Origin of the sequence: Methylorubrum sp. B1-46 (assembly GCF_021117295.1) — a bacterium.
Taxonomy (GTDB): domain Bacteria; phylum Pseudomonadota; class Alphaproteobacteria; order Rhizobiales; family Beijerinckiaceae; genus Methylobacterium.
Window position 1 is genome coordinate 4400634 of record NZ_CP088247.1, and the last position, 20787, is coordinate 4421420.

General features: G+C 66.8%; 13 protein-coding genes. 4 read left to right on the forward strand and 9 right to left on the reverse strand.

Annotation, left to right across the window (positions count from 1 at the left end):
* The first annotated feature begins 173 nt into the window (after window positions 1-173).
* Both rpoB and rpoC read left to right on the forward strand, forming a co-directional pair.
* Window positions 174-4304, forward strand: a complete 4131-nt coding sequence (rpoB, locus tag LPC10_RS20555; protein WP_231344104.1) for a DNA-directed RNA polymerase subunit beta — start codon at window positions 174-176, stop codon at window positions 4302-4304.
* Between the two features lie 175 nt (window positions 4305-4479).
* Complete coding sequence (rpoC, locus tag LPC10_RS20560) at window positions 4480-8697, forward strand: DNA-directed RNA polymerase subunit beta' (protein WP_231344105.1); 4218 nt, start codon at window positions 4480-4482, stop codon at window positions 8695-8697.
* A 145-nt stretch (window positions 8698-8842) separates the two neighbouring features.
* On the opposite strand, the gene LPC10_RS20565 is transcribed toward rpoC, so the two are convergent.
* Together LPC10_RS20565 and LPC10_RS20570 are read right to left on the reverse strand one after the other, a co-directional pair.
* A complete protein-coding gene (locus tag LPC10_RS20565; protein WP_231344106.1) occupies window positions 8843-9946 on the reverse strand; it encodes a polyamine ABC transporter substrate-binding protein in 1104 nt (367 codons plus the stop codon).
* On the reverse strand, window positions 9943-10302 hold the full coding sequence (locus tag LPC10_RS20570; RefSeq protein ID WP_108941751.1) for a RidA family protein: 360 nt from the start codon (window positions 10300-10302) through the stop codon (window positions 9943-9945). The genes LPC10_RS20565 and LPC10_RS20570 overlap by 4 nt, the downstream gene beginning before the upstream one ends.
* 249 nt (window positions 10303-10551) lie before the next feature.
* Between LPC10_RS20570 and LPC10_RS20575 the strand changes: the two genes are divergently transcribed.
* Window positions 10552-10818: a GlsB/YeaQ/YmgE family stress response membrane protein gene (locus tag LPC10_RS20575; RefSeq protein ID WP_012456206.1), complete on the forward strand. Its 267-nt coding sequence runs from the start codon at window positions 10552-10554 to the stop codon at window positions 10816-10818.
* 138 nt (window positions 10819-10956) lie between these two features.
* On the opposite strand, the gene LPC10_RS20580 is transcribed toward LPC10_RS20575, so the two are convergent.
* From LPC10_RS20580 to rpsO, 5 genes are all read right to left on the reverse strand, one after another.
* Window positions 10957-11184: a YgaP-like transmembrane domain gene (locus tag LPC10_RS20580; RefSeq protein ID WP_370644735.1), complete on the reverse strand. Its 228-nt coding sequence runs from the start codon at window positions 11182-11184 to the stop codon at window positions 10957-10959.
* Between the two features lie 90 nt (window positions 11185-11274).
* Complete coding sequence (locus LPC10_RS20585; RefSeq protein WP_231344108.1) at window positions 11275-11916, reverse strand: glutathione S-transferase family protein; 642 nt, start codon at window positions 11914-11916, stop codon at window positions 11275-11277.
* Window positions 11917-12118: 202 nt separating this feature from the next.
* Complete coding sequence (locus tag LPC10_RS20590) at window positions 12119-14386, reverse strand: TonB-dependent siderophore receptor (RefSeq protein ID WP_231344109.1); 2268 nt, start codon at window positions 14384-14386, stop codon at window positions 12119-12121.
* A 246-nt stretch (window positions 14387-14632) separates the two neighbouring features.
* Complete coding sequence (gene pnp, locus LPC10_RS20595) at window positions 14633-16870, reverse strand: polyribonucleotide nucleotidyltransferase (protein ID WP_231344110.1); 2238 nt, start codon at window positions 16868-16870, stop codon at window positions 14633-14635.
* A gap of 257 nt (window positions 16871-17127) precedes the next feature.
* A complete protein-coding gene (gene rpsO / locus LPC10_RS20600) occupies window positions 17128-17397 on the reverse strand; it encodes a 30S ribosomal protein S15 (RefSeq protein ID WP_009864833.1) in 270 nt (89 codons plus the stop codon).
* A 279-nt stretch (window positions 17398-17676) separates the two neighbouring features.
* On the opposite strand from rpsO, the gene LPC10_RS20605 reads away from it, so the two are divergent.
* Entirely contained in the window at window positions 17677-19140 is a 1464-nt protein-coding gene (locus LPC10_RS20605) for an amino acid permease (protein WP_231344111.1), read from the forward strand.
* Between the two features lie 246 nt (window positions 19141-19386).
* On the opposite strand, the gene LPC10_RS20610 is transcribed toward LPC10_RS20605, so the two are convergent.
* Window positions 19387-20196 carry an exodeoxyribonuclease III gene (locus LPC10_RS20610; RefSeq protein ID WP_231344112.1) on the reverse strand — a complete coding sequence of 270 codons (810 nt, stop codon included), beginning with the start codon at window positions 20194-20196 and terminating at the stop codon, window positions 19387-19389.
* 69 nt (window positions 20197-20265) lie between these two features.
* Window positions 20266-20724, reverse strand: coding sequence for a BLUF domain-containing protein (locus LPC10_RS20615; protein WP_231344113.1), 459 nt, complete (start codon window positions 20722-20724; stop codon window positions 20266-20268).
* Between the last annotated feature and the right edge of the window lie 63 nt (window positions 20725-20787).

The following is a 20787-nucleotide window of genomic DNA, read 5'->3' on the forward strand; positions in this document are numbered from 1 at the left end:
TAACGCCGCTTCGGGCGGCCGTCGTTCCCCGGAAGTGGGAATGCGCGGCGAACAGAAGACGAATTCGGTTCGGGTGGGCTGATCGTCCGGCGGGGCGGCCCTTCTTGGTCCGGTGACGGGAGGTGTTTCGCCTTCCCCGGGCACCCTACGCTGAGGTGGTGGAGCGAGGTCTCATGGCCAATACGCTGGTCGGTCGCAAGCGCATTCGCAAGTTCTTCGGGAAGATCCGGGAAGTCGCCGAGATGCCGAACCTCATCGAGGTTCAAAAGGCGTCCTACGACCAGTTCCTGATGGTGGACGAGCCGGAAGGCGGGCGCGCCGACGAGGGCCTGCAGAGCGTCTTCAAGTCGGTCTTCCCGATCTCCGATTTCGCCTCGACGGCGCTCCTCGAATTCGTGCGCTACACCTTCGAGCAGCCGAAATACGACGTCGACGAGTGCCGCCAGCGCGGCATCACCTTCGCAGCTCCGCTCAAGGTGACGCTGCGCCTGATCGTGTTCGATGTGGACCCGGATACCGGCGCCAAGTCGGTTAAGGACATCAAGGAGCAGGATGTCTACATGGGCGACATGCCGCTCATGACGGATAACGGCACCTTCATCGTCAACGGCACCGAGCGCGTCATCGTCTCGCAGATGCACCGCTCGCCCGGCGTGTTCTTCGACCACGACAAGGGCAAGACGCACTCGTCCGGCAAGCTGCTGTTTGCCGCCCGCATCATCCCCTACCGGGGCTCCTGGCTCGACGTCGAGTTCGACGCCAAGGACATCGTGCACGTGCGCATCGACCGCAAGCGCAAGCTGCCGGTCACCTCGCTGCTGTTCGCGCTCGGCCTCGACGGCGAGGAAATCCTCTCGACCTTCTACAACCGTGTCTCCTACGAGCGGGACGGGGCGGACTGGCGCGTGCCGTTCGACGCCGAGCGTCTGAAGGGCTTCAAGGCGTCCGTCGACCTCATCGACGCCGATTCCGGCGAGGTGGTGCTGGAGGCCGGCAAGAAGCTCAACGCCCGCAACGCGCGCCTCATCGGCGAGAAGGGTACCAAGTTCCTCAAGGCCACCGATGAGGATCTCGTCGGCCAGTACATCGCCGAGGATCTGGTCAACGCGAAGACCGGTGAGATCTGGGCCGAGGCCGGCGACGAGATCTCCGAGAAGCTCCTGAAGCTTCTCGACGAGGTCGGCGTCACCGAGATCCCGGTGCTCGACATCGACCACGTCAATGTGGGCCCCTACATCCGCAACACCCTGGCCGTGGACAAGAATTCTGGCCGCGAGGGCGCGCTGTTCGACATCTACCGCGTCATGCGTCCCGGCGAGCCGCCGACGCTCGACACCGCCGAGGCGATGTTCCACTCGCTGTTCTTCGACGCCGAGCGCTACGACCTCTCCGCGGTCGGCCGCGTGAAGATGAACATGCGCCTCGACCTCGACGCCGCCGACACCGTGCGCACGCTGCGCCGCGAGGACATGCTCGCGGTGGTCAAGGCGCTCGTGGACCTGCGCGACGGCAAGGGCGAGATCGACGACATCGACCACCTCGGCAACCGCCGCGTCCGCTCTGTCGGCGAGCTGATGGAGAACCAGTACCGTCTGGGCCTCCTGCGGATGGAGCGCGCCATCAAGGAGCGCATGTCCTCGGTCGATATCGATACGGTGATGCCGCAGGATCTCATCAACGCGAAGCCGGCCGCCGCGGCCGTGCGCGAGTTCTTCGGCTCGTCGCAGCTCTCGCAGTTCATGGACCAGACCAACCCGCTCTCGGAAGTGACGCACAAGCGCCGCCTCTCGGCGCTCGGCCCGGGCGGTCTGACCCGCGAGCGCGCCGGCTTCGAGGTGCGCGACGTGCACCCGACGCACTATGGCCGCATCTGCCCGATCGAGACGCCGGAAGGCCCCAATATCGGCCTCATCAACTCGCTGGCGACCTTTGCCCGCGTGAACAAGTACGGCTTCATCGAGACACCGTTCCGTCGGGTGAAGGACGGCGTGGTGACCGACGAGGTCGCCTACCTCTCCGCCATGGAGGAGGCGAAGTACTACGTCGCCCAGGCCAATGCCGGCATGGACGAGGGCCGCAAGCTGACGGACGACCTCGTGGTCTGCCGCCGCGCGGGTGAGGTCATCGTGGTCGCCCCCGACCGCGTCGATCTCATGGACGTGTCCCCGAAGCAGCTCGTCTCGGTCGCCGCGGCGCTGATCCCGTTCCTCGAGAACGACGACGCCAACCGCGCGCTGATGGGCTCGAACATGCAGCGCCAGGCGGTGCCGCTGGTTCGCGCCGACGCGCCCTTCGTCGGCACGGGCATGGAGGCCGTGGTCGCCCGCGATTCCGGCGCCGCCATCGCGGCGCGGCGCTCCGGCATCGTCGATCAGGTGGACGCCACCCGTATCGTCATCCGTGCGACGGAGGAGACCGACCCGACCAAGCCCGGCGTGGACATCTACCGCCTTCAGAAATTCCAGCGCTCGAACCAGTCGACCTGCATCACGCAGAAGCCGCTGGTGCGCGTCGGCGAGCCGGTGAAGAAGGGCGAGATCATCGCCGACGGACCGTCCACCGAGTTCGGCGAGCTCGCGCTCGGCCGCAACGTGCTCGTCGCGTTCATGCCGTGGAACGGCTACAACTTCGAGGACTCGATCCTGCTCTCCGAGCGGATCGTGAAGGATGACGTGTTCACCTCGATCCACATCGAGGAATTCGAGGTGATGGCCCGCGACACCAAGCTGGGTCCGGAAGAAATCACCCGCGACATCCCGAACGTCTCGGAAGAGGCGCTCAAGAACCTCGACGAGGCCGGCATCGTCTATATCGGCGCCGAGGTGCATGCCGGCGACATCCTCGTCGGCAAGATCACGCCGAAGGGCGAGAGCCCGATGACGCCGGAGGAGAAGCTGCTCCGCGCCATCTTCGGCGAGAAGGCTTCCGACGTGCGCGACACGTCCCTGCGCGTGCCCCCCGGTGTCACGGGCACGATCGTCGAGGTCCGGGTGTTCAACCGCCACGGCGTCGACAAGGACGAGCGCGCGCAAGCCATCGAGCGCGAGGAGATCGAGCGTCTCGCCAAGGACCGCGACGACGAGCAGACCATCCTCGACCGCAACACCTACGCGCGTCTCGCCGAGGTGCTGATCGGCCAGTCGCCGATCGCCGGCCCGAAGGGCTTCCGCAAGGACACGACGCTGACCCGCGAGGGCATCAGCGAGTATCCCCGCTCGCAATGGTGGCAGTTCGCCGTCGTCGACGACCGTCTGATGACGGAGATCGAGGCGATGCAGAAGCAGTACGACGAGTCGAAGAAGCGCCTTGAGCAGCGCTTCCTCGACAAGGTCGAGAAGCTTCAGCGCGGCGACGAGCTGCCCCCCGGCGTCATGAAGATGGTCAAGGTCTTCGTGGCGGTGAAGCGCAAGATCCAGCCCGGCGACAAGATGGCCGGCCGCCACGGCAACAAGGGTGTCGTGTCGCGCATCGTGCCGATCGAGGACATGCCGTTCCTCGAGGACGGCACGCATGCCGACATCGTGCTCAACCCGCTCGGCGTGCCCTCGCGCATGAATGTCGGTCAGATCCTCGAGACCCACCTCGGCTGGGCGGCTGCGGGCTTGGGTCGCAAGGTCTCGAAGGCGGTCGATGCCTATCTGAAGACGCAGGACATCGGACCGCTGAAGGAGGAGATGAAGGCGATCTACTCCCCTGCCGAGCTGGAAGGCCTGTCGGACGAGGATCTGGCGGAGGCTGGCAACAACGTCCGCCGCGGCGTGCCGATGGCCACCCCGGTGTTCAACGGTGCCAAGGAAGCCGACATCGAGACGATGCTGGAGATGGCCGGGCTCGACCGCTCGGCGCAGTCGACGCTCTACGACGGGCGCACCGGCGAGCCCTTCGACCGCAAGGTCACCATGGGCTACATCTACATGCTGAAGCTGCACCACCTCGTGGACGACAAGATCCACGCGCGCTCGATCGGTCCGTACTCGCTCGTCACCCAGCAGCCGCTGGGCGGCAAGGCGCAGTTCGGCGGCCAGCGCTTCGGTGAGATGGAGGTCTGGGCGCTGGAGGCCTATGGCGCGGCCTACACGCTGCAGGAGATGCTGACGGTGAAGTCGGACGACGTGGCCGGCCGCACCAAGGTCTACGAGGCGATCGTCCGCGGCGACGACACCTTCGAGGCCGGCATCCCCGAATCCTTCAACGTGCTCGTCAAGGAGATGCGTTCGCTCGGCCTCAACGTCGAGCTGACCAACTCCAAGCAGCAGCAGGCGGCCAACGACCAGATCGAGCCGCCGGCCGACGCCGCCGAGTAACGACCGGGTTCACCTCCCGCGGCGGCGCCTCCCACGAGGCGCCGCCGCGGTCGAGCGGGAAGGGGCGGGGCCTTCCGAGAGACGACGGCCAGCGGCGCTCCGGACGAGCGCGGCGCCATGAGGATCAAGCCGGGACGGCCCAGGCGCGGGGCAGCCGGCGAGCAAGGAGCGGATCATGAACCAAGAGGTCATGAACCTTTTCAATCAGCAGGCCCAGCCGCAGAGCTTCGACCAGATCAAGATCTCGATCTCGTCGCCGGAAAAGATCCTCTCGTGGTCCTACGGCGAGATCAAGAAGCCGGAGACGATCAACTACCGTACCTTCAAGCCTGAGCGCGACGGCCTGTTCTGCGCGCGCATCTTCGGGCCGATCAAGGATTACGAGTGCTTGTGCGGCAAGTACAAGCGCATGAAGTACAAGGGCGTCATCTGCGAGAAGTGCGGCGTCGAGGTCACCCTCGCGCGCGTCCGTCGCGACCGCATGGGCCATATCGAGCTGGCCGCCCCCGTCGCCCACATCTGGTTCCTGAAGTCGCTGCCGAGCCGTATCGGCCTGCTGCTCGACATGGCGCTCAAGGACCTTGAGCGGATCCTGTACTTCGAATCCTACGTCGTCATCGAGCCGGGCCTCACCCCCCTCAAGGAGCGTCAGCTCCTGTCGGAGGAGGAGTACCTGCGCGCGCAGGAGGAGTACGGCGAGGATTCGTTCACGGCGATGATCGGCGCCGAGGCGATCCGGCGCATCCTCCAGGAACTCGACCTCGAAGGCATCGCGACCTCGCTCAAGGAGGAGATCGCGACGACGACCTCCGAGCTGAAGCCGAAGAAGCTGATGAAGCGCCTCAAGATCATCGAGGCGTTCCAGCTCTCGGGCAACAAGCCCGAGTGGATGATCCTGACGGTCGTGCCCGTCATCCCGCCGGACCTGCGCCCGCTGGTCCCGCTGGACGGCGGCCGCTTCGCTACGTCGGATCTCAACGACCTCTATCGCCGCGTCATCAACCGCAACAACCGCCTGAAGCGACTGATCGAGCTGCGCGCGCCGGACATCATCATCCGCAACGAGAAGCGCATGCTTCAGGAGGCGGTCGATGCACTGTTCGACAACGGCCGCCGCGGCCGTGTCATCACGGGCGCCAACAAGCGCCCGCTGAAGTCGCTCGCCGACATGCTGAAGGGCAAGCAGGGCCGCTTCCGCCAGAACCTGCTCGGCAAGCGCGTCGACTACTCGGGCCGCTCGGTCATCGTGGTCGGCCCCGAACTGAAGCTGCACCAGTGCGGTCTGCCGAAGAAGATGGCGCTGGAGCTGTTCAAGCCGTTCATCTACGCGCGCCTCGACGCCAAGGGATTCTCGGCCACCGTCAAGCAGGCCAAGAAGCTCGTCGAGAAGGAGAAGCCCGAAGTTTGGGACATCCTCGATGAGGTGATCCGCGAACACCCGGTGATGCTGAACCGCGCGCCGACGCTGCACCGGCTGGGCATCCAGGCCTTCGAGCCGAAGCTGATCGAGGGCAAGGCGATCCAGCTGCACCCGCTGGTCTGCGCCGCATTCAACGCCGACTTCGACGGCGACCAGATGGCCGTGCACGTCCCCCTGAGCCTTGAGGCTCAGCTGGAAGCGCGCGTCCTGATGATGTCGACCAACAACATCCTGCACCCGGCCAACGGTCAGCCGATCATCGTGCCGTCGCAGGACATCGTTCTCGGCCTCTACTATCTCTCGATCGTCGCCGACGGCGCGGTCGGCGAGCACAAGGCCGATGACAAGAACAACCCGATGCAGGGCGTGTTCGGCGATATCGGTCAGCTCGAGCACGCGCTCGCGGCCAAGTCCGTGTCGCTGCACTCGAAGATCAAGTGGCGCTGGCGCGGCCTCGGCCCCGACGGTGAGCCCGTGTCCCGGATCTACGACACCACTCCGGGCCGCGTGATCCTGTCCGGTGTGCTGCCGCTGCACCCGAAGGTGCCCTTCGACGTCGTCAACAAGCTGATGACCAAGAAGGAGATCTCGGCGATGATCGACACCGTCTACCGCCATTGCGGTCAGAAGGAGTCGGTGATCTTCTGCGACCGCATCATGGCGCTCGGCTTCAGCCACGCGTTCAAGGCCGGCATCTCGTTCGGCAAGGACGACATGGTCGTGCCGTCGAACAAGTGGTCAATCGTCGACGACACCCGCGCGCTCGTGAAGGAATTCGAGCAGCAGTATCAGGACGGCCTGATCACGCAGGGCGAGAAGTACAACAAGGTCGTCGATGCCTGGGGCAAGTGCTCGACCCGCCTCGCGGACGAGATGATGACCCAGATCTCGTCGGTCCAGAAGGACGAGAACGGCCGCGACAAGCAGCTCAACTCCGTCTACATGATGGCGAATTCCGGCGCCCGCGGCTCGCGTGAGCAGATGCGCCAGCTCGCCGCCATGCGCGGTCTGATGAGTAAGCCGTCGGGCGAGATCATCGAGACGCCGATCATCTCGAACTTCAAGGAAGGTCTCGACGTTCTCGAGTACTTCAACTCCACTCACGGCGCCCGTAAGGGCCTCGCGGACACGGCGCTGAAGACCGCGAACTCGGGCTATCTCACCCGCCGCCTCGTCGACGTGGCGCAGGATGCCGTCATCCGCGAGACGGATTGCGGCACCACCAACGGCATCAAGATGCGCGCCATCATCGATGCCGGCCAGGTCGTCGCCCCGCTCGCCATCCGCATCCTGGGCCGCGCCGCGGCCGAGGATCTGGTGGCGCAGGACGGCAGCGTCATCATCAAGAGCGGTGAGACGATCGAGGAGCGTCACCTGCCGGCGATCAACGCCGCCGGCATCCAGGAGGTGAAGATCCGCTCGGTGCTGGTCTGCCAGACCAAGAGCGGCGTCTGCGCCACCTGCTACGGGCGCGACCTCGCCCGCGGCACGCCCGTCAACATGGGCGAGGCCGTCGGCGTCATCGCGGCGCAGTCGATCGGCGAGCCGGGCACCCAGCTCACCATGCGCACCTTCCACATCGGCGGTGCGGCGCAGATCTCGGACACGTCCTTCATCGAGTCGAGCTTCGAGGGCACGGTCACGATCCGCAACCGGTCGCTGGCCAAGAACTCGGACGGCGACCTCATCGCCACCGGTCGTTCGGTTGCGGTGGTGATCATCGGGCCGGACGGGGCCGAGCGGGCGGTCCACCGTCTGCAATACGGCGCCAAGGTGCGCGTGGACGAGGGCGACACGATCAAGCGCGGGCAGCGGATCGCCGAGTGGGATCCCTACACCCGTCCGATCGTCGCCGAGGTGGACGGCATCGTCGGCTACGAGGATCTCTACGATGGCCAGTCCATCACCGAGACCACCGACGAGTCGACCGGCATCGCCAAGCGCGTTGTCATCGACTGGCGCGGTTCGTCCCGCACCTCCGACCTGAAGCCGGCGATGGTCGTCCTGGATCAGGACGGCAAGCCGGTGAAGCTGCCGCGCGGCTCGGATGCCCGCTACTTCCTCCCCGTCGATGCCATCATCGGCCTCGATCCGGGCGCGAAGATCAAGGCCGGCGACGTGCTGGCCCGCGTGGCGGCGGAATCGGCCAAGACCCGCGACATCACCGGCGGTCTGCCGCGGGTGGCGGAGCTGTTCGAGGCGCGTCGTCCGAAGGACGCGGCGATCATCGCCGAGAAGTCGGGCTCCATCGCCTTCGGCCGCGACTACAAGAACAAGCGGCGCCTGACGCTGACGCCGCATGACGGTTCCGAGGCGGTCGAGTACCTGATCCCGAAGGGCAAGCACATCCACTTGCAGGACGGGGACGTGGTGGAACTCGGCGACTACATCGTCGACGGCAACCCGGCGCCGCACGACATCCTGGCGATCAAGGGCGTGGAGGAGCTGGCTGCCTACCTCGTCAACGAGATCCAGGAGGTCTACCGGCTCCAGGGCGTGTCGATCAACGACAAGCACATCGAGGTCATCGTCCGGCAGATGCTGCAGAAGGTGGAAATCACCGATGGCGGCGATTCCGACATCCTGACGGGCGACCAGATCGACCGGACGGAGCTGGCCGAGTACAACGAGAAGCTTCTCGCGGAGGGCAAGAAGCCGATCCAGGGCGTTCCGGTCCTGCTCGGCATCACCAAGGCGAGCTTGCAGACGAAGTCGTTCATCTCGGCGGCCTCGTTCCAGGAGACGACTCGCGTCCTCACGGAAGCGGCCGTCAACGGCAAGGTCGACACCCTGGAAGGGCTCAAGGAGAACGTCATCGTCGGCTCGCTCATCCCGGCCGGCACCGGCTCGCTCGCGGCGGATATTCGCTCCATCGCGCGCCGCCGCGACAGCCTGATCCTGCAGCAGCGCTCCGCCGAGAACGCGGCCAACGCCGCCGAACTCAGCGAGCTGCCCCCGGCCGCGGCCGAGTAATCGGCAGCCCCTTTCTGGGATCAGCCATGAAAAAGGCCCCGGCTCTTACGAGCCGGGGCCTTTTTCGTTCAGTTAGAGCGCCGCTCCGGCGCCCCGTCAAAGGGATCACCTCTTGGGGATCCTCAGGCTGAGGCTGCGAGGGGGGTCAGCGCCCCGTGCGCACCCGCGTCCAGGCGCGCGTCACGAAGCGCTGGGTCGAGTCGTTCCAGGCGGTGTTGACCGAGAGCCGCTGCATGGTCGCATCGTCCGGGTAGATGCCGGGATTGTTGCGGATCTCCGGCTTCACGAATTTCTGCGAGGCGAGGTTGCCGTTGGCGTAGGCGACGAAGTTGGTGTTGGCCGCCGCCACCTCGGGACGCATCATGTAGTCGATGAAGGCGTGAGCCTCGGCCGGGTGAGCGGCGTCTTTCGGGATCGCGAAGGCATCGAACCACATCAGCGCGCCCTCCTTCGGGATGAAGTAGGCGACCTCGACGCCGTTCTTCGATTCCTCGGCACGCTTCTTCGCCTGCATCACGTCGCCGGAATAGCCGACCGCGAGGCAGACATCGCCGTTGGCGAGTCCGTTGACGTACTCCGATGAGTGGAACTTCCTCACCGAGCCGCGGACCTTGTAGAGCGCGTCGGTGACAGCCGTGATGTCGTCCCAGCGCTTCGAATCGGACTTGTAGCCGTAGAAGGGCAGGATCGAGGGGATCAGATCCTCGGGGGAATCGAGGAGCATGACACCGCAATCCTTGAGCTTCGCCATGAAGCCCGGATTGAGCACGAGGCTCCAGCTGTTGAGCGGCGCGTTCGCACCGAGTCGCTCACGCACGGCTGCCACGTTCACGCCGATGCCGGTGGTGCCCCACATGTAATCGACGGCGTAGGTGTTGCCGGGATCGTAGGCCTGGAGCCGGTTCGAGATCTCCGGCCAAGCGTTCTTGAGGTTCGGGATCTTCGCCTTGTCGAGGGGCAGGAAGATCCCGGCCTTGATCAGGCGTTGCAGGTAGGGGCCCGAGGGCACGACGACGTCGTAGCCGGACTTGCCGGCGAGAAGCTTCGTTTCGAGGATCTCGTTGTTGTCGTAGGTGTCGTAGACGACCTTGATCCCCGTCTCACGCGTGAAGTCGTCGAGCACCTTCGGGTCGATATAATCCGACCAGTTGTAGATGTTGACGACCCGCTCCTCGGCGCCCGCGCCGGCGGCGGCTGCCAGAAGAAGGGGGAGGGCGGCGAGCCCTCCGAGCAGACGCCGCCGGATCACGATTTGCCTCGCGCGGCGGTGACGGCGATCTCGACCCGGTATTCCGGTGCGACGAGCCGGGCTTCCACGGTGGCGCGGGCGGGCGGGTTCTCCCGGTCGACCCAGGCGTCCCAGGCGGCGTTCATCTCGGCGAAGCCGGCGATGTCGGCGAGGTAGATCGTCGCCGAAAGGATGCGGGACTTGTCGCTGCCCGCCGCCATCAGCAGCCGGTCGATCTGCTCCAGGATCTGCTGCGTCTGGGCGGTGACGCCGGTGCCGACCACGTCGGCGGCGACTTGGCCGGCGAGATACACGAGGTCGCCATGGGCAACCGCCTGGGACATGCGCGGGCCGGTCTCGTAGCGTTCGATGGTCATGATGGGATTGCCGGTCTCGGTTCGTGATAGAGGCGGACCCTTCTGCCGCCGCGAACGGTTCTCCGTAAAGGGGCTTTCGGCGGCGCGAGCGGCCCCGAAGACCGCGCCGGCACGCCGGGGTCGGATTTTTTGAAGGCCCCGCATGTCCCGAGGCAACCGCCATCGTTGTTCGCGCGTTTGTCCCACGAATACGGCCAAGTCTTCCGGCCAGATCTTCAGGTCGAAGACGCTTTTCGGGGTTGGAGCCAAATGGAAATTCTCTGGACCATCATCATCGGCTTCGTGGCCGGCGTCATCGCCAAGTTCATCATGCCCGGTGACAAGGAGCCCGCGGGCTTCATCATGACGACGATCCTCGGCATCGTCGGCGCTTTCGTTGCAACTTTCATCGGTCAGGCCGTCGGCTGGTACGGACCCAACGAGGGCGCCCGCTTCATCGGTTCGATCGTCGGTGCCTGCGTCGTGCTCGCGATTTACGGCTTCATCGCCGGCCGCACCAGCAGCCGCTCGCTCTGACGAACCGGCACCATCGTCCGACAGCAAAAGGGGCGCCCCGCGAGGGGCGCCCCTTTCTCTTTGTGCTTGCTGACTTTGGGCCCGATCCCTCGGCGATCGTCCGAGATCGCCGAGGAACGAGGCCTCCTGCGCCGGCGATCAGGCGGTGAGGTCGCGCCCGCCGCCCGCAGTGACCGCCTTGACGGCGCAGTGGCCGGTGGCGCCGCGCACGGCCAGCCCGACGCCGACCACCAGGGCGGCGAGGCTCAGGAGCTTGTTCGGCCGGGGCTGGGCCGCGGCGGCGGCGATGCCGAGACCGAGCGCGACGGAGACCGCCCGCTCGGTCATGCTCAGGTTCGTCTCGCCGGAGAAAATGTCCTCGATCATCTCGTTCACGGTCAACGCACTCCTTCTTGATGCCCGTGCAGTGTCGCGGGGCGAACGCGGGGCAGGCGGTGCCGTTCCGTGGAGAGGCGGCTACGCGGCGCTTCCGGCCTGTGCGAGCAGCCCGTCATCGATCTCTCGCGCCCGCACAGAGGCGGGCCGCGCGAGATGGCGCCCGGCATAGGCCTCGAAGGCCGGGCGCTTCGGGATCGTGCCGAACTGCATGCCCCAGCCGAGATGCGAGGCGACGTAGAGGTCGGCGGCGCTGAAGCGGTCGCCCGCCACGAATTCCACTCCGGAGACGGCGCCTTCGAGCGTGTCGAGGGCCGTCTCCAGGCTGCCGTAGCCGACCATGCCCTGGATCCGCGGGTCGTCGGGGACGCTCACCTTGAGCACGCCGTTCGTCACCGCCGCCTCAAGCGGGCCGGCGCAGAAGAACAGCCAGCGGTAATAGGGGCCGCGGTTGCGATGGTCCGGCGCGGGGGCAAGCCCGGCCTGCGGGAAGGCGTCGGCGAGATAGGCGAGGATCGCGGGGCACTCGGTCACCACCGTCTCGCCGTGGCGCAGGGCGGGAACCTTCCCCATCGGATTGATCGCCCGGTAGGGCGGCGCCTTCATGGAGGGGCCGTAGCCGAGGATCTCGGTGCGGTAGGGGGCACCGACCTCCTCCAGCATCCAGCGGACGATCCGGCCGCGGGACATCGGGTTGGTGTAGAAGACGAGATCGTCGGACATAGGGGCTCCGGGGCGAGGCACCCGCGCGGCGGGCGTCGCCCCGGTGTTAGAGCATCGTCCCGAAAGGTGGCCACCGGCTTTCGGAAAGAGACGATGCGGGAACAAAAGGATCGAGCATCGTTCCGAACGGTGGTCACCGGCTTTCGGATCGAGAGGGTGGGCGCATGCGAGGAAGCCTCGCACGCGCCTCGAGCCCCTGCGCTCAGAACCGCGCGATGAGCTGGAAGCGTACGGTCCGGGGTGCGCCGGGCAGGATGTTGTTGTTGTTGTGCGCGGAGATGACGTAGCGCCGGTCGAACAGGTTCTCGATATTGACCTGAGCGCGCACGCTCTCGCTGAACTGGTAGAAGACGCCGGCATCGAAGCGCGAGAAGCTCGGCAGCCGCACCGAGTTGTCGGACGAGGCGAAGCTGGCGTCCTGATAGAGGTAGCCCACGCCGACGGAGAAGCGGTCGCCGATGTCGAATTTGTTCCACAGGCTGAAGGTGTTGAGCGGAACGCCGCCGACAAGGTTGCCGGCCCGGATCACGTCGCCGTCGTCATCGAGGTCGGCGACGATGCGCGCCTCGGTATAGGCGTAGCCGCCGGAGATCTGCCACCAATCGGTGGCGTAGCCGGTCATCCCGATCTCGGAGCCCTTCGTGTTCGTCTTGCCCGGGCCGGCGGAGAAGCCGGCTTCGGTGGAGGACGGGATCGGCTGGTTGTCGCGATCGAGGTTGAACAAAGCGGCGGTGAGGATCAGAGCCGGCGTGATCTCGTATTTCACGCCGATCTCGGCGTTCTCGAACCGCTCCGGCGCGGACAAAGCGGTGGTCGGGTCCAGCACCCGGAACTGATCGCCCGCGCTCGGCAGGAAGGAGACCGAATAGCTGCCGTAGAAGGCGAGATTCGCCAGCGGCTTCACCACCACGCCGACCCGTGGCGAGACGAGATTGTCGATGCGGGCGTTCGGTTGGGCCGGGAGGCCGGTCGCGGCGTCGGGGCGACGGTCGCGCGACTGGAAGTCGAAGCGGTCGAAGCGGGCGCCGACGATGAACTGCAGATGCTCGTCGATCTCGATCTGGTCTTGGGCGAAGGCGGAGAACACGCCGAGCCGGTAGGTGTTGTTGCGACCCGAAGCGAGGTTGCGCAGGGTCGCCCCCTCGGTCGTGGTCGGCGCGAAGGGATTGACCGGGAGATTGCGGGTGCCGTTCGCGTTCCAGATGAAGTCGCGCCGGAAGTCGATCCCCTCCTGGAAGCCGAATTCCAGGCCGGCCACCACGGTGTGGGCGAGAGGACCGGTCGTGAACTTGTAGGTGAAGTCGGTCTGGTTGAAATAATTCGTGCGGTCGGTCTGGCTGCCGTAGCCGCGCATCGTGAACGCGGTCTCGTCGGCATTGACCGGACTGTTGGGGTAGGCGTTCTGATGATACTTCGCGTAGTCGGCGATGCGCGATTGGCTGCGCATCACGACGCCGCTCTCGAAGACATGGTCCAACTGTGCGGTGCCGATATGGGCATCGACGAAGCCGTTCGAGATGAAGGGCGCGCCGAACAGCGTGCGGGTGTTCTCGCGATAGCGCCAGGGGCGCCCGAACTGTGAGGGGATGCCGCGGTCGGCGATGCGGTTGTCGGAGAAGTACTCGTAGGAGAGGCGCAGCGTCGTCTGCGGCCCGAGCAGGAAGGTCATCGTCGGGTTCACGCCGTAGCGGCGAACGTCGATGAAGTCCCGGTAGGTGCCGGTGTCCTCGAACACGCCGTTGAGGCGGAAGAAGGCGGTGTCGGAGACGCGGTCGCCGAGATCGACCGCCATGCGCTTGTTCCAGAACTGGCCGCCCTGCACCAGCACCTCGCGGATCGGCACACCGTCGGCTTCCTTGAGGACGCGGTTGACCACGCCGCCGCCGCCGCCGCGGCCGAAGATCATCGCGTTCGGTCCCTTCAGCACCTCGATGCGCTGGGTGTTGTAGAGGTCGCGGTAGTAGCGCGCGTCGTCGCGGATGCCGTTGACGAAAAAGTCGGCCGTCGTGCGCTGGCCGCGGATCAGGAGCTCGTCGCGGTGGCCCTCGCCCTGGGCGATGGCGACGCCGGGGACGTAGCGCAGCGCCTCGCCGATGCTCTGCACGTTCTGATCGCGGATCTGCGCTTCCGTCACCACCGAGATCGCCTGCGGCGTGTCGATCAGCGGCGTGTCGGTCTTGGTCGAGGAGCGCAGGCGCTTGGCGACATAGCCCACCTGCGATCCCGAGCTGTCGACGACGAGGCCGCGCCCGAGCCCGGAGCCGGCGACGCTGATCATGTCGAGAGTGACGCCGCCGACCGAGGGGGATGCGGCGAGCGGATGCACGGCTTGAGCCGTCGGCAGGCCGGTGTTGATTTCCGTGACTTGTGCCTGTGCGGACTGGATTGAAGCCGCAGCGATGCTTGTGCAGGCAGCGGAGCCGAGCAGCATCGGGCGCAGCAGAGCGCCGCCCTTGCGAGCGTTTTTCATAAGTCTCCCCCTTATTTTATTAGAATAGACGGGGAAGGCTTGGCCATAATCCGACCCAGATCAGGAAAATTAGAATTATGTCAGCTATGGCAATATCTTATGGAAATCAGGCAAGGGAGCTTGGTCTTTTGCGCAAGCTGGTCGTGCAAGCGTGATGCCGTGCGAACCGCCCGCGACACAAGCAAAGAGCGCGGCCCCCAGAGGGGCCGCGCTCTTCAAACGCTCGATGGAGAAGTGAGGGCGGGCTTACTCGCCCGAGGATTCCCGGCGGCGCTCGCCGCGGTCGCGGCGGGGGCCGCGGTCGCCACGGTCACCCCGGTCGCTGCGCTCCTCGCGCTCCGGCTCGCCGCGCTCCGCGCGCTCGGCCTTCAGCTTCTCGGTGATGTCCTCGCCGGTCTCCTGATCGACGACCTTCATCGACAAGCGGATCTTGCCGCGCTCGTCGGCGCCGAGGAACTTCACCTTGACCTTCTGGCCCTCCTTCACGACGTCGCCGACCTTGGCGACGCGCTGGGCGGCCAGCTCGGAGATGTGCACGAGGCCATCCTTAGCGCCGAAGAAGTTCACGAAGGCGCCGAACTCCATGATCTTGACGATCGTGCCGTCGTAGATCGTGCCGGCTTCGGGCTCGGCGACGATGGAGCGGATCCAGTTATAGGCCGCCTTGATCGCCTTGCCGTCGGAGGAGGCGATCTTCACGACGCCGGTATCCTCGATGTTGATCTTGGCGCCGGTCTTCTCGACGATCTCGCGGATGATCTTGCCACCGGTGCCGATCACGTCGCGGATCTTGTCGGTGGGGATCTGCATCGTCTCGATGCGCGGCGCGTACTCGCCGAGCTCGGGACGGGCCGCGGTCAGCGCGTTGGCCATCTCGCCGAGGATGTGGGCGCGGCCGTCCTTGGCCTGGGCCAGGGCGACGCGCATGATCTCCTCGGTGATGCCGGCGATCTTGATGTCCATCTGGAGCGAGGTGATGCCCTCGTCCGTGCCGGCCACCTTGAAGTCCATGTCGCCGAGATGGTCCTCGTCGCCGAGGATGTCGGAGAGCACCGCGAAGCGCTCGCCTTCCAGGATCAGGCCCATGGCGATGCCGGCCACCGGACGGCGCAGGGGCACGCCCGCATCCATCAGCGACAGCGAGCCGCCGCAGACGGAGGCCATCGAGGAGGAGCCGTTCGACTCGGTGATCTCGGAGACCACGCGGATCGTGTACGGGAACTCGTGGGCCGGCGGCAGCACGGGCCGGATCGCGCGCCAGGCGAGCTTGCCGTGGCCGATCTCGCGGCGGCCGGGCGAGCCCATGCGGCCGGTCTCACCGACGGAGTAGGGAGGGAAGTTGTAGTGGAGCAGGAAGCGCTCCTTGTACGTCCCTTCGAGCGCGTCGATGAACTGTTCGTCCTCGCCGGTGCCGAGCGTGGCCACGACCAGCGCCTGGGTCTCGCCGCGGGTGAACAGCGACGAGCCGTGGGCGCGCGGCAGCACGCCGACTTCCGACACGATCGGGCGGACGGTCTTCACGTCGCGGCCGTCGATGCGCGAGCCGGTGTCGAGGATGTTCCAGCGGACCACCTTCGATTGTGCCTCCTTGAAGGCGGCCTTGACCTTCTCAGGGGAGAACTTCTGCTCACCCTCGGCTGGGCAGAGGGCGGCAACCACCTTCGCCTTCACCGCGTCGACGGCCTTGTAGCGGTCCTGCTTGACCGTGATCTTGTAGGCGTCGCGCAGCTCCGACTCGCAGATGTCGAGGACGGCCTTCTCGACGTCGGCGTTCTCCGGCGGGGAGAAGTCGCGCGGCTCCTTGGCGGCCTTCTCGGCCAGGCGGATGATCGCCTCGATCACCGGCTGGAAGTGCTTGTGGCCGAACATCACGGCCCCGAGCATCACGTCCTCGGAGAGCTCCTTGGCCTCGGACTCGACCATCAGCACCGCGTCCTGGGTGCCGGCGACGACGAGGTCGAGGGTCGACTCGGCGATTTCGGTCACCAGCGGGTTCAGCTTGTAGCCGCCGTTGAGGTAGCCGACGCGGGCGGCGCCGATCGGGCCCATGAACGGCACGCCGGAGAGCGTGAGCGCGGCCGAGGCCGCCACCATCGAGACGATATCGGGATCGTTCTCGAGATCGTGGGAGAGGACGGTGACGACGACCTGGGTGTCGTTGCGCCAGCCCTCGACGAAGAGCGGGCGGATCGGACGGTCGATCAGGCGGGAGACCAGGGTCTCCTTCTCGGAGGGACGGCCCTCGCGCTTGAAGTAGCCGCCCGGGATGCGGCCGGCGGCGTAGGCGCGCTCCTGGTAGTTCACGGTCAGCGGCATGAAGTCGATGCCGGCCTTGGGCTCCTTGGCCGCGACCACGGTGGCCAGCACGGTGGTCTCGCCATAAGTGGCGACCACGGCGCCGTCCGCCTGACGGGCGGTCTTGCCGGTCTCGAGGACCAGCTTGCGGTCGCCCCAGATCAGCTCTTCACGTTGTACGTCGAACATATGTCTCTTGCCTTCGAACATGCGGTGGGCTGAGCCCGGCGCCGCCAGAGGCAAGACGGCGAGACGCTTCGCCGGAGAAGCGTCTCGCGATCCTGCCCTGGCGCCCTGCGCCTTCAAGCCGCCCGGATTGGACCGGCCGGGCCCCATGCCCGAACGGTCCTTGTTGGTCTGCCGCTCTCTCTTGACGCCGAACCGGTCTCCCCTTCGGCTGAGAGCTGCTTATGAAAACGCGGCCCCGAAGGACCGCGCCGGTTGCCTTAGCGGCGGATGCCGAGGCGCTCGATGAGGGTGCGGTAGCGCGCCTCTTCCTTGCGCTTCAGGTAGTCGAGCAGCGAGCGGCGCTGCGACACCAGCTTCAGGAGGCCGCGGCGGGAGTGGTTGTCCTTGCCGTGGGTCTTGAAGTGGGCGGTCAGGTTGGTGATCCGCTCGGTGAGGATGGCGATCTGGACCTCCGGCGAGCCGGTGTCCTTGTTGCCCTTGGCGTATTCCTTGATGAGCGCGGTCTTGCGCTCTGCCGTGATCGACATCGCAGGCCTTTCAGATGCGGTTTGGGTCGGAGGCGCCGCCCGAAGGGCAGGGCGCCTTGAAGCTCGCGGTCGGGCCGGTGCCGGGATGTCGTCCAGCACGGTCAGCCGCAAGCGGCACAAGCCCCGCCCGTCAGCCGGGTCGAGGCGGCGCGGACCATACACGAAACCGCGGGAAGTGCCAGTGCCGCCCCGCGCTCGCGTGCCATCCGCTTCGGAGCGCCGCGCGACCGGCGCGATTTTCGCGTTGCCGGACGCGATCCGCTCAAGGCAGTGAGACGCATGCCTCCTCCTCTCGGCACCCGTAAGCCCCTGGCCGCCCTCCTTGTCAGCGAGTCCGATTCGGGCGGGCCGACCCTGGCCAAAAACCTCTCCGCCTTCAGTCTCGTCTGCATCGGTGTCGGCGCGACGGTCGGGGCGGGGATCTTCGTGCTCACCGGCACGGCGGCGGCGAACTTCGCCGGGCCCGGTCTGATGCTCTCCTTCGTGCTCGGGGCGGTGGCGAGCGGGCTGGTGGCGCTCTGCTACGCGGAGCTTGCCGCGATGATGCCTGTCGCCGGCTCGACTTATTCCTACACCTACGCGACGCTCGGCGCGCTGCCGGCCTGGATCATCGGCTGGGACCTCGTGCTGGAATTTGCGATGGCCGCCGCGACCATCGCCGTCGGCTGGTCGGGCTACGCCCAGAGCCTCCTGGCCGATGCCGGCCTGCGGCTACCGGCATGGCTCGCCGCGGCGCCGGGGGAGGGCGGGCTCGTCAACGGGCCGGCGGCTCTCGTCGTGCTGGCGCTCACCGCGCTGCTGATGCGCGACACCCGCGGCGCGGCGCGCACCAACGCCGTGCTGGTGGCGCTGAAGGCCGTGATCATCCTCGCCTTCCTCGGGATCGGCGCCCTTCATGTCCGGTCCGAGTTGTGGCAGCCGCTGGTGCCGGCCAACGAAGGTACGTTCGGCGCCTTCGGCTGGAGCGGGGTTTTCCGCGGGGCCGGGGTGGTGTTCTTCGCCTATGTCGGCTTCGAGACGATCTCGACGGCGGCGGGCGAGACCCGCAATCCGCAGCGGGACGCGCCGGTGGGCCTGCTCGGCTCGCTCGTCGTCACCGCCGCCCTCTACGTGGCTGTGGCCGCCGTGCTCACCGGCCTCGTGCCCTATCGCGAGCTCGACGTGGCCGACCCGATCGCGAAAGCGATGGCGGTGACGGGGCTGACCGGCTTCTTGGCGGCGATCAAGCTCGGCGCGCTGATCGGGCTCACCACGGCGGCGCTCACCGCACTCTATGGGCAGGCGCGCATCTGCTACGCCATGGCCCGCGATCGCATGCTGCCGGACGCGTTCTCGCGCATCGGCCCGCGAAGCCGGACGCCGTTCGTCGCGCAAGCGGTGATCGGACTGGCCACCGCACTCGTGGCGGCGCTGGTGCCGATCGGCATCCTCGGCGAACTCGTCAGCATCGGCACGCTGTTCGCGTTCATCCTCGTCTGCGCCAGCGTGCTGATCCTGCGCCGCACGGAGCCGGACTTGGCGCGGCCCTTCCGGGTGCCGGGTGGCGCGATCGTGCCGGTCGCGGGCATCCTCGCCTGCCTCGCCCTGATGGCGAGCCTGCCCGGCGACACCTGGCTGCGCCTGCTGGCCTGGCTCGGCCTCGGGCTGGCGATCTGGTTCGGTTACGGCCGCCGACGGGTTGGTCAAAACCCAGGTTTCGAAAGGACATGTCCTTTCGCGGGTCGAGGGCGGAGCCCTGGTTGAAGGGAGGCCGGGGCTCTGCCCCGGCGCCCCGCCAAAGGGATGATCCCTTTGGAAACCCGAAACTCAGTACGAGCGGTGATGGCCCGCGGCGCGGCCGCCGCCGTAGCGGCGACGCAGGTACGAGATGGCCTTGGGCAGGAGGAAGACGACGAGGATCTGGCGCAGGATCGAGCGCATCCGGTGGGACTCCGTGTCTGAAGACTAAAGTTGGAGTTCCAATGCCCGGAGGGGCGCCCGCGTTCCCGGCTACAGTTCCAGCGCCAGCGTGACCGGGACATGGTCGGAGGGCTTGTCCCAGCCGCGCGCCGCACGAAACACCTCGACCCGACGCACCGTGCCGGCGAGGTCGGGCGAGACCCAGGCATGGTCGAGGCGCCGGCCCTTGTTGGCGAGTTCCCAGTTCGGCGAGCGGTAGCTCCACCACGTGTAGATCTTCTCCGGCTCCGGGGTGAGGAGCCGGGCCGCGTCGATCCAGCCGGCCTCGCCCCGCAGGGTCTCCAGCGCCTCGGTCTCGACGGGGGTGTGGCTCACCACGTCGAGGAGCTGCTTGTGCGACCAGACGTCGTGCTCCAGCGGCGCGACGTTGAGGTCGCCCACCAGGATCGCCGGGCCGGCGACGCGGCGCCCACCCCAGGCCCGCAGCTCGGACAGGAAGTCGAGCTTGTGCGCAAATTTCGGGTTGAGGTCGCGGTGGGGCACGTCGCCGCCTGCCGGCACGTAGAAATCATGCAGCACGATCCCCGCCGCAGGCCCCGCCTCGGGCCCGAGCACGGCCGAGATATGGCGCGCATCCGCCCGCTCGCAGAAGCGCATCACGTCGCGGGTGAGGAGGGGAAAGCGCGAGATGATCGCGACGCCGTTATAGCCCTTCTGTCCGGCGAAGACGATGTGCTCGTAGCCCGACCCCTTGAACGCCTTGAGCGGGAACAGCTCGTCGGGGCACTTGGTCTCCTGCAGGCAGAGCACGTCGGGCTGCGCCTCCGCTAAGAAGCGCAGTACGGACTCGATGCGCAGGCGCACCGAATTGATGTTCCAGGTCGTGACGGTGAGGCGCAACGGACAAGCCTGAGAAGCGGGGCGAGGAATGCCGCCCCGTTAGCCCAACCCGCGCGCCCCGTAAAACCGTCACGCCGCGGCGGTTTCCTCCTCCAGGGCGAGGCCGTGCAGCACGGCGCACAGCTTGTCGCCCGTCATCTTGGAGAGGTCGAAGCCGCTCTCGCCCGCCATGTCGCCGTAGCGCGCCGCATCGGCCTGCGAGGCGCCGACGAAGGCCATCGACCAGTCGGTGAAGAGCCGCGTCTCCACGGCTTCGAAGGCCAGCAGCGAAACCTCGCCGTGGCGCTCGTCCTGCTGGATGCGCTCGAAGGTGGTCTCGACCGCCTCGCCCGGCCCTTCCAGCACCTGGGCGAAGCAGCCGGCATTGAACATCAGGGCCCCGGTCACGCCGACGCGGGCATTGTTGGTGCGGCTCGCCGCGAGGATGCCGCGGATCGTCTCATGCATCGCCGCCGGTGCGCCGGCGACCCGGTTGCGGCTGTAGTAGACGAGGCGGCGCAGATCGTTGTTCGACGCGTTCGGGCTCATCGGGGGCTCCTGGGTCAGGATTCTCGGGTCAGAATTCTTGGATCGGGATTCTTGGATCGGGAT

Coding starts and splice junctions, on each gene's coding strand:
- pnp (WP_231344110.1), bottom strand. CDS start 16,870: ATGTTCGACGTACAACGTGAAGAGCTGATCTGGGGCGACCGCAAGCTG.
- LPC10_RS20570 (WP_108941751.1), bottom strand. CDS start 10,302: ATGACCATCGAACGCTACGAGACCGGCCCGCGCATGTCCCAGGCGGTT.
- rpoB (WP_231344104.1), top strand. CDS start 174: ATGGCCAATACGCTGGTCGGTCGCAAGCGCATTCGCAAGTTCTTCGGG.
- LPC10_RS20580 (WP_370644735.1), bottom strand. CDS start 11,184: ATGATCGAGGACATTTTCTCCGGCGAGACGAACCTGAGCATGACCGAG.
- LPC10_RS20615 (WP_231344113.1), bottom strand. CDS start 20,724: ATGAGCCCGAACGCGTCGAACAACGATCTGCGCCGCCTCGTCTACTAC.
- LPC10_RS20585 (WP_231344108.1), bottom strand. CDS start 11,916: ATGTCCGACGATCTCGTCTTCTACACCAACCCGATGTCCCGCGGCCGG.
- LPC10_RS20590 (WP_231344109.1), bottom strand. CDS start 14,386: ATGAAAAACGCTCGCAAGGGCGGCGCTCTGCTGCGCCCGATGCTGCTC.
- rpoC (WP_231344105.1), top strand. CDS start 4,480: ATGAACCAAGAGGTCATGAACCTTTTCAATCAGCAGGCCCAGCCGCAG.
- rpsO (WP_009864833.1), bottom strand. CDS start 17,397: ATGTCGATCACGGCAGAGCGCAAGACCGCGCTCATCAAGGAATACGCC.
- LPC10_RS20575 (WP_012456206.1), top strand. CDS start 10,552: ATGGAAATTCTCTGGACCATCATCATCGGCTTCGTGGCCGGCGTCATC.
- LPC10_RS20605 (WP_231344111.1), top strand. CDS start 17,677: ATGCCTCCTCCTCTCGGCACCCGTAAGCCCCTGGCCGCCCTCCTTGTC.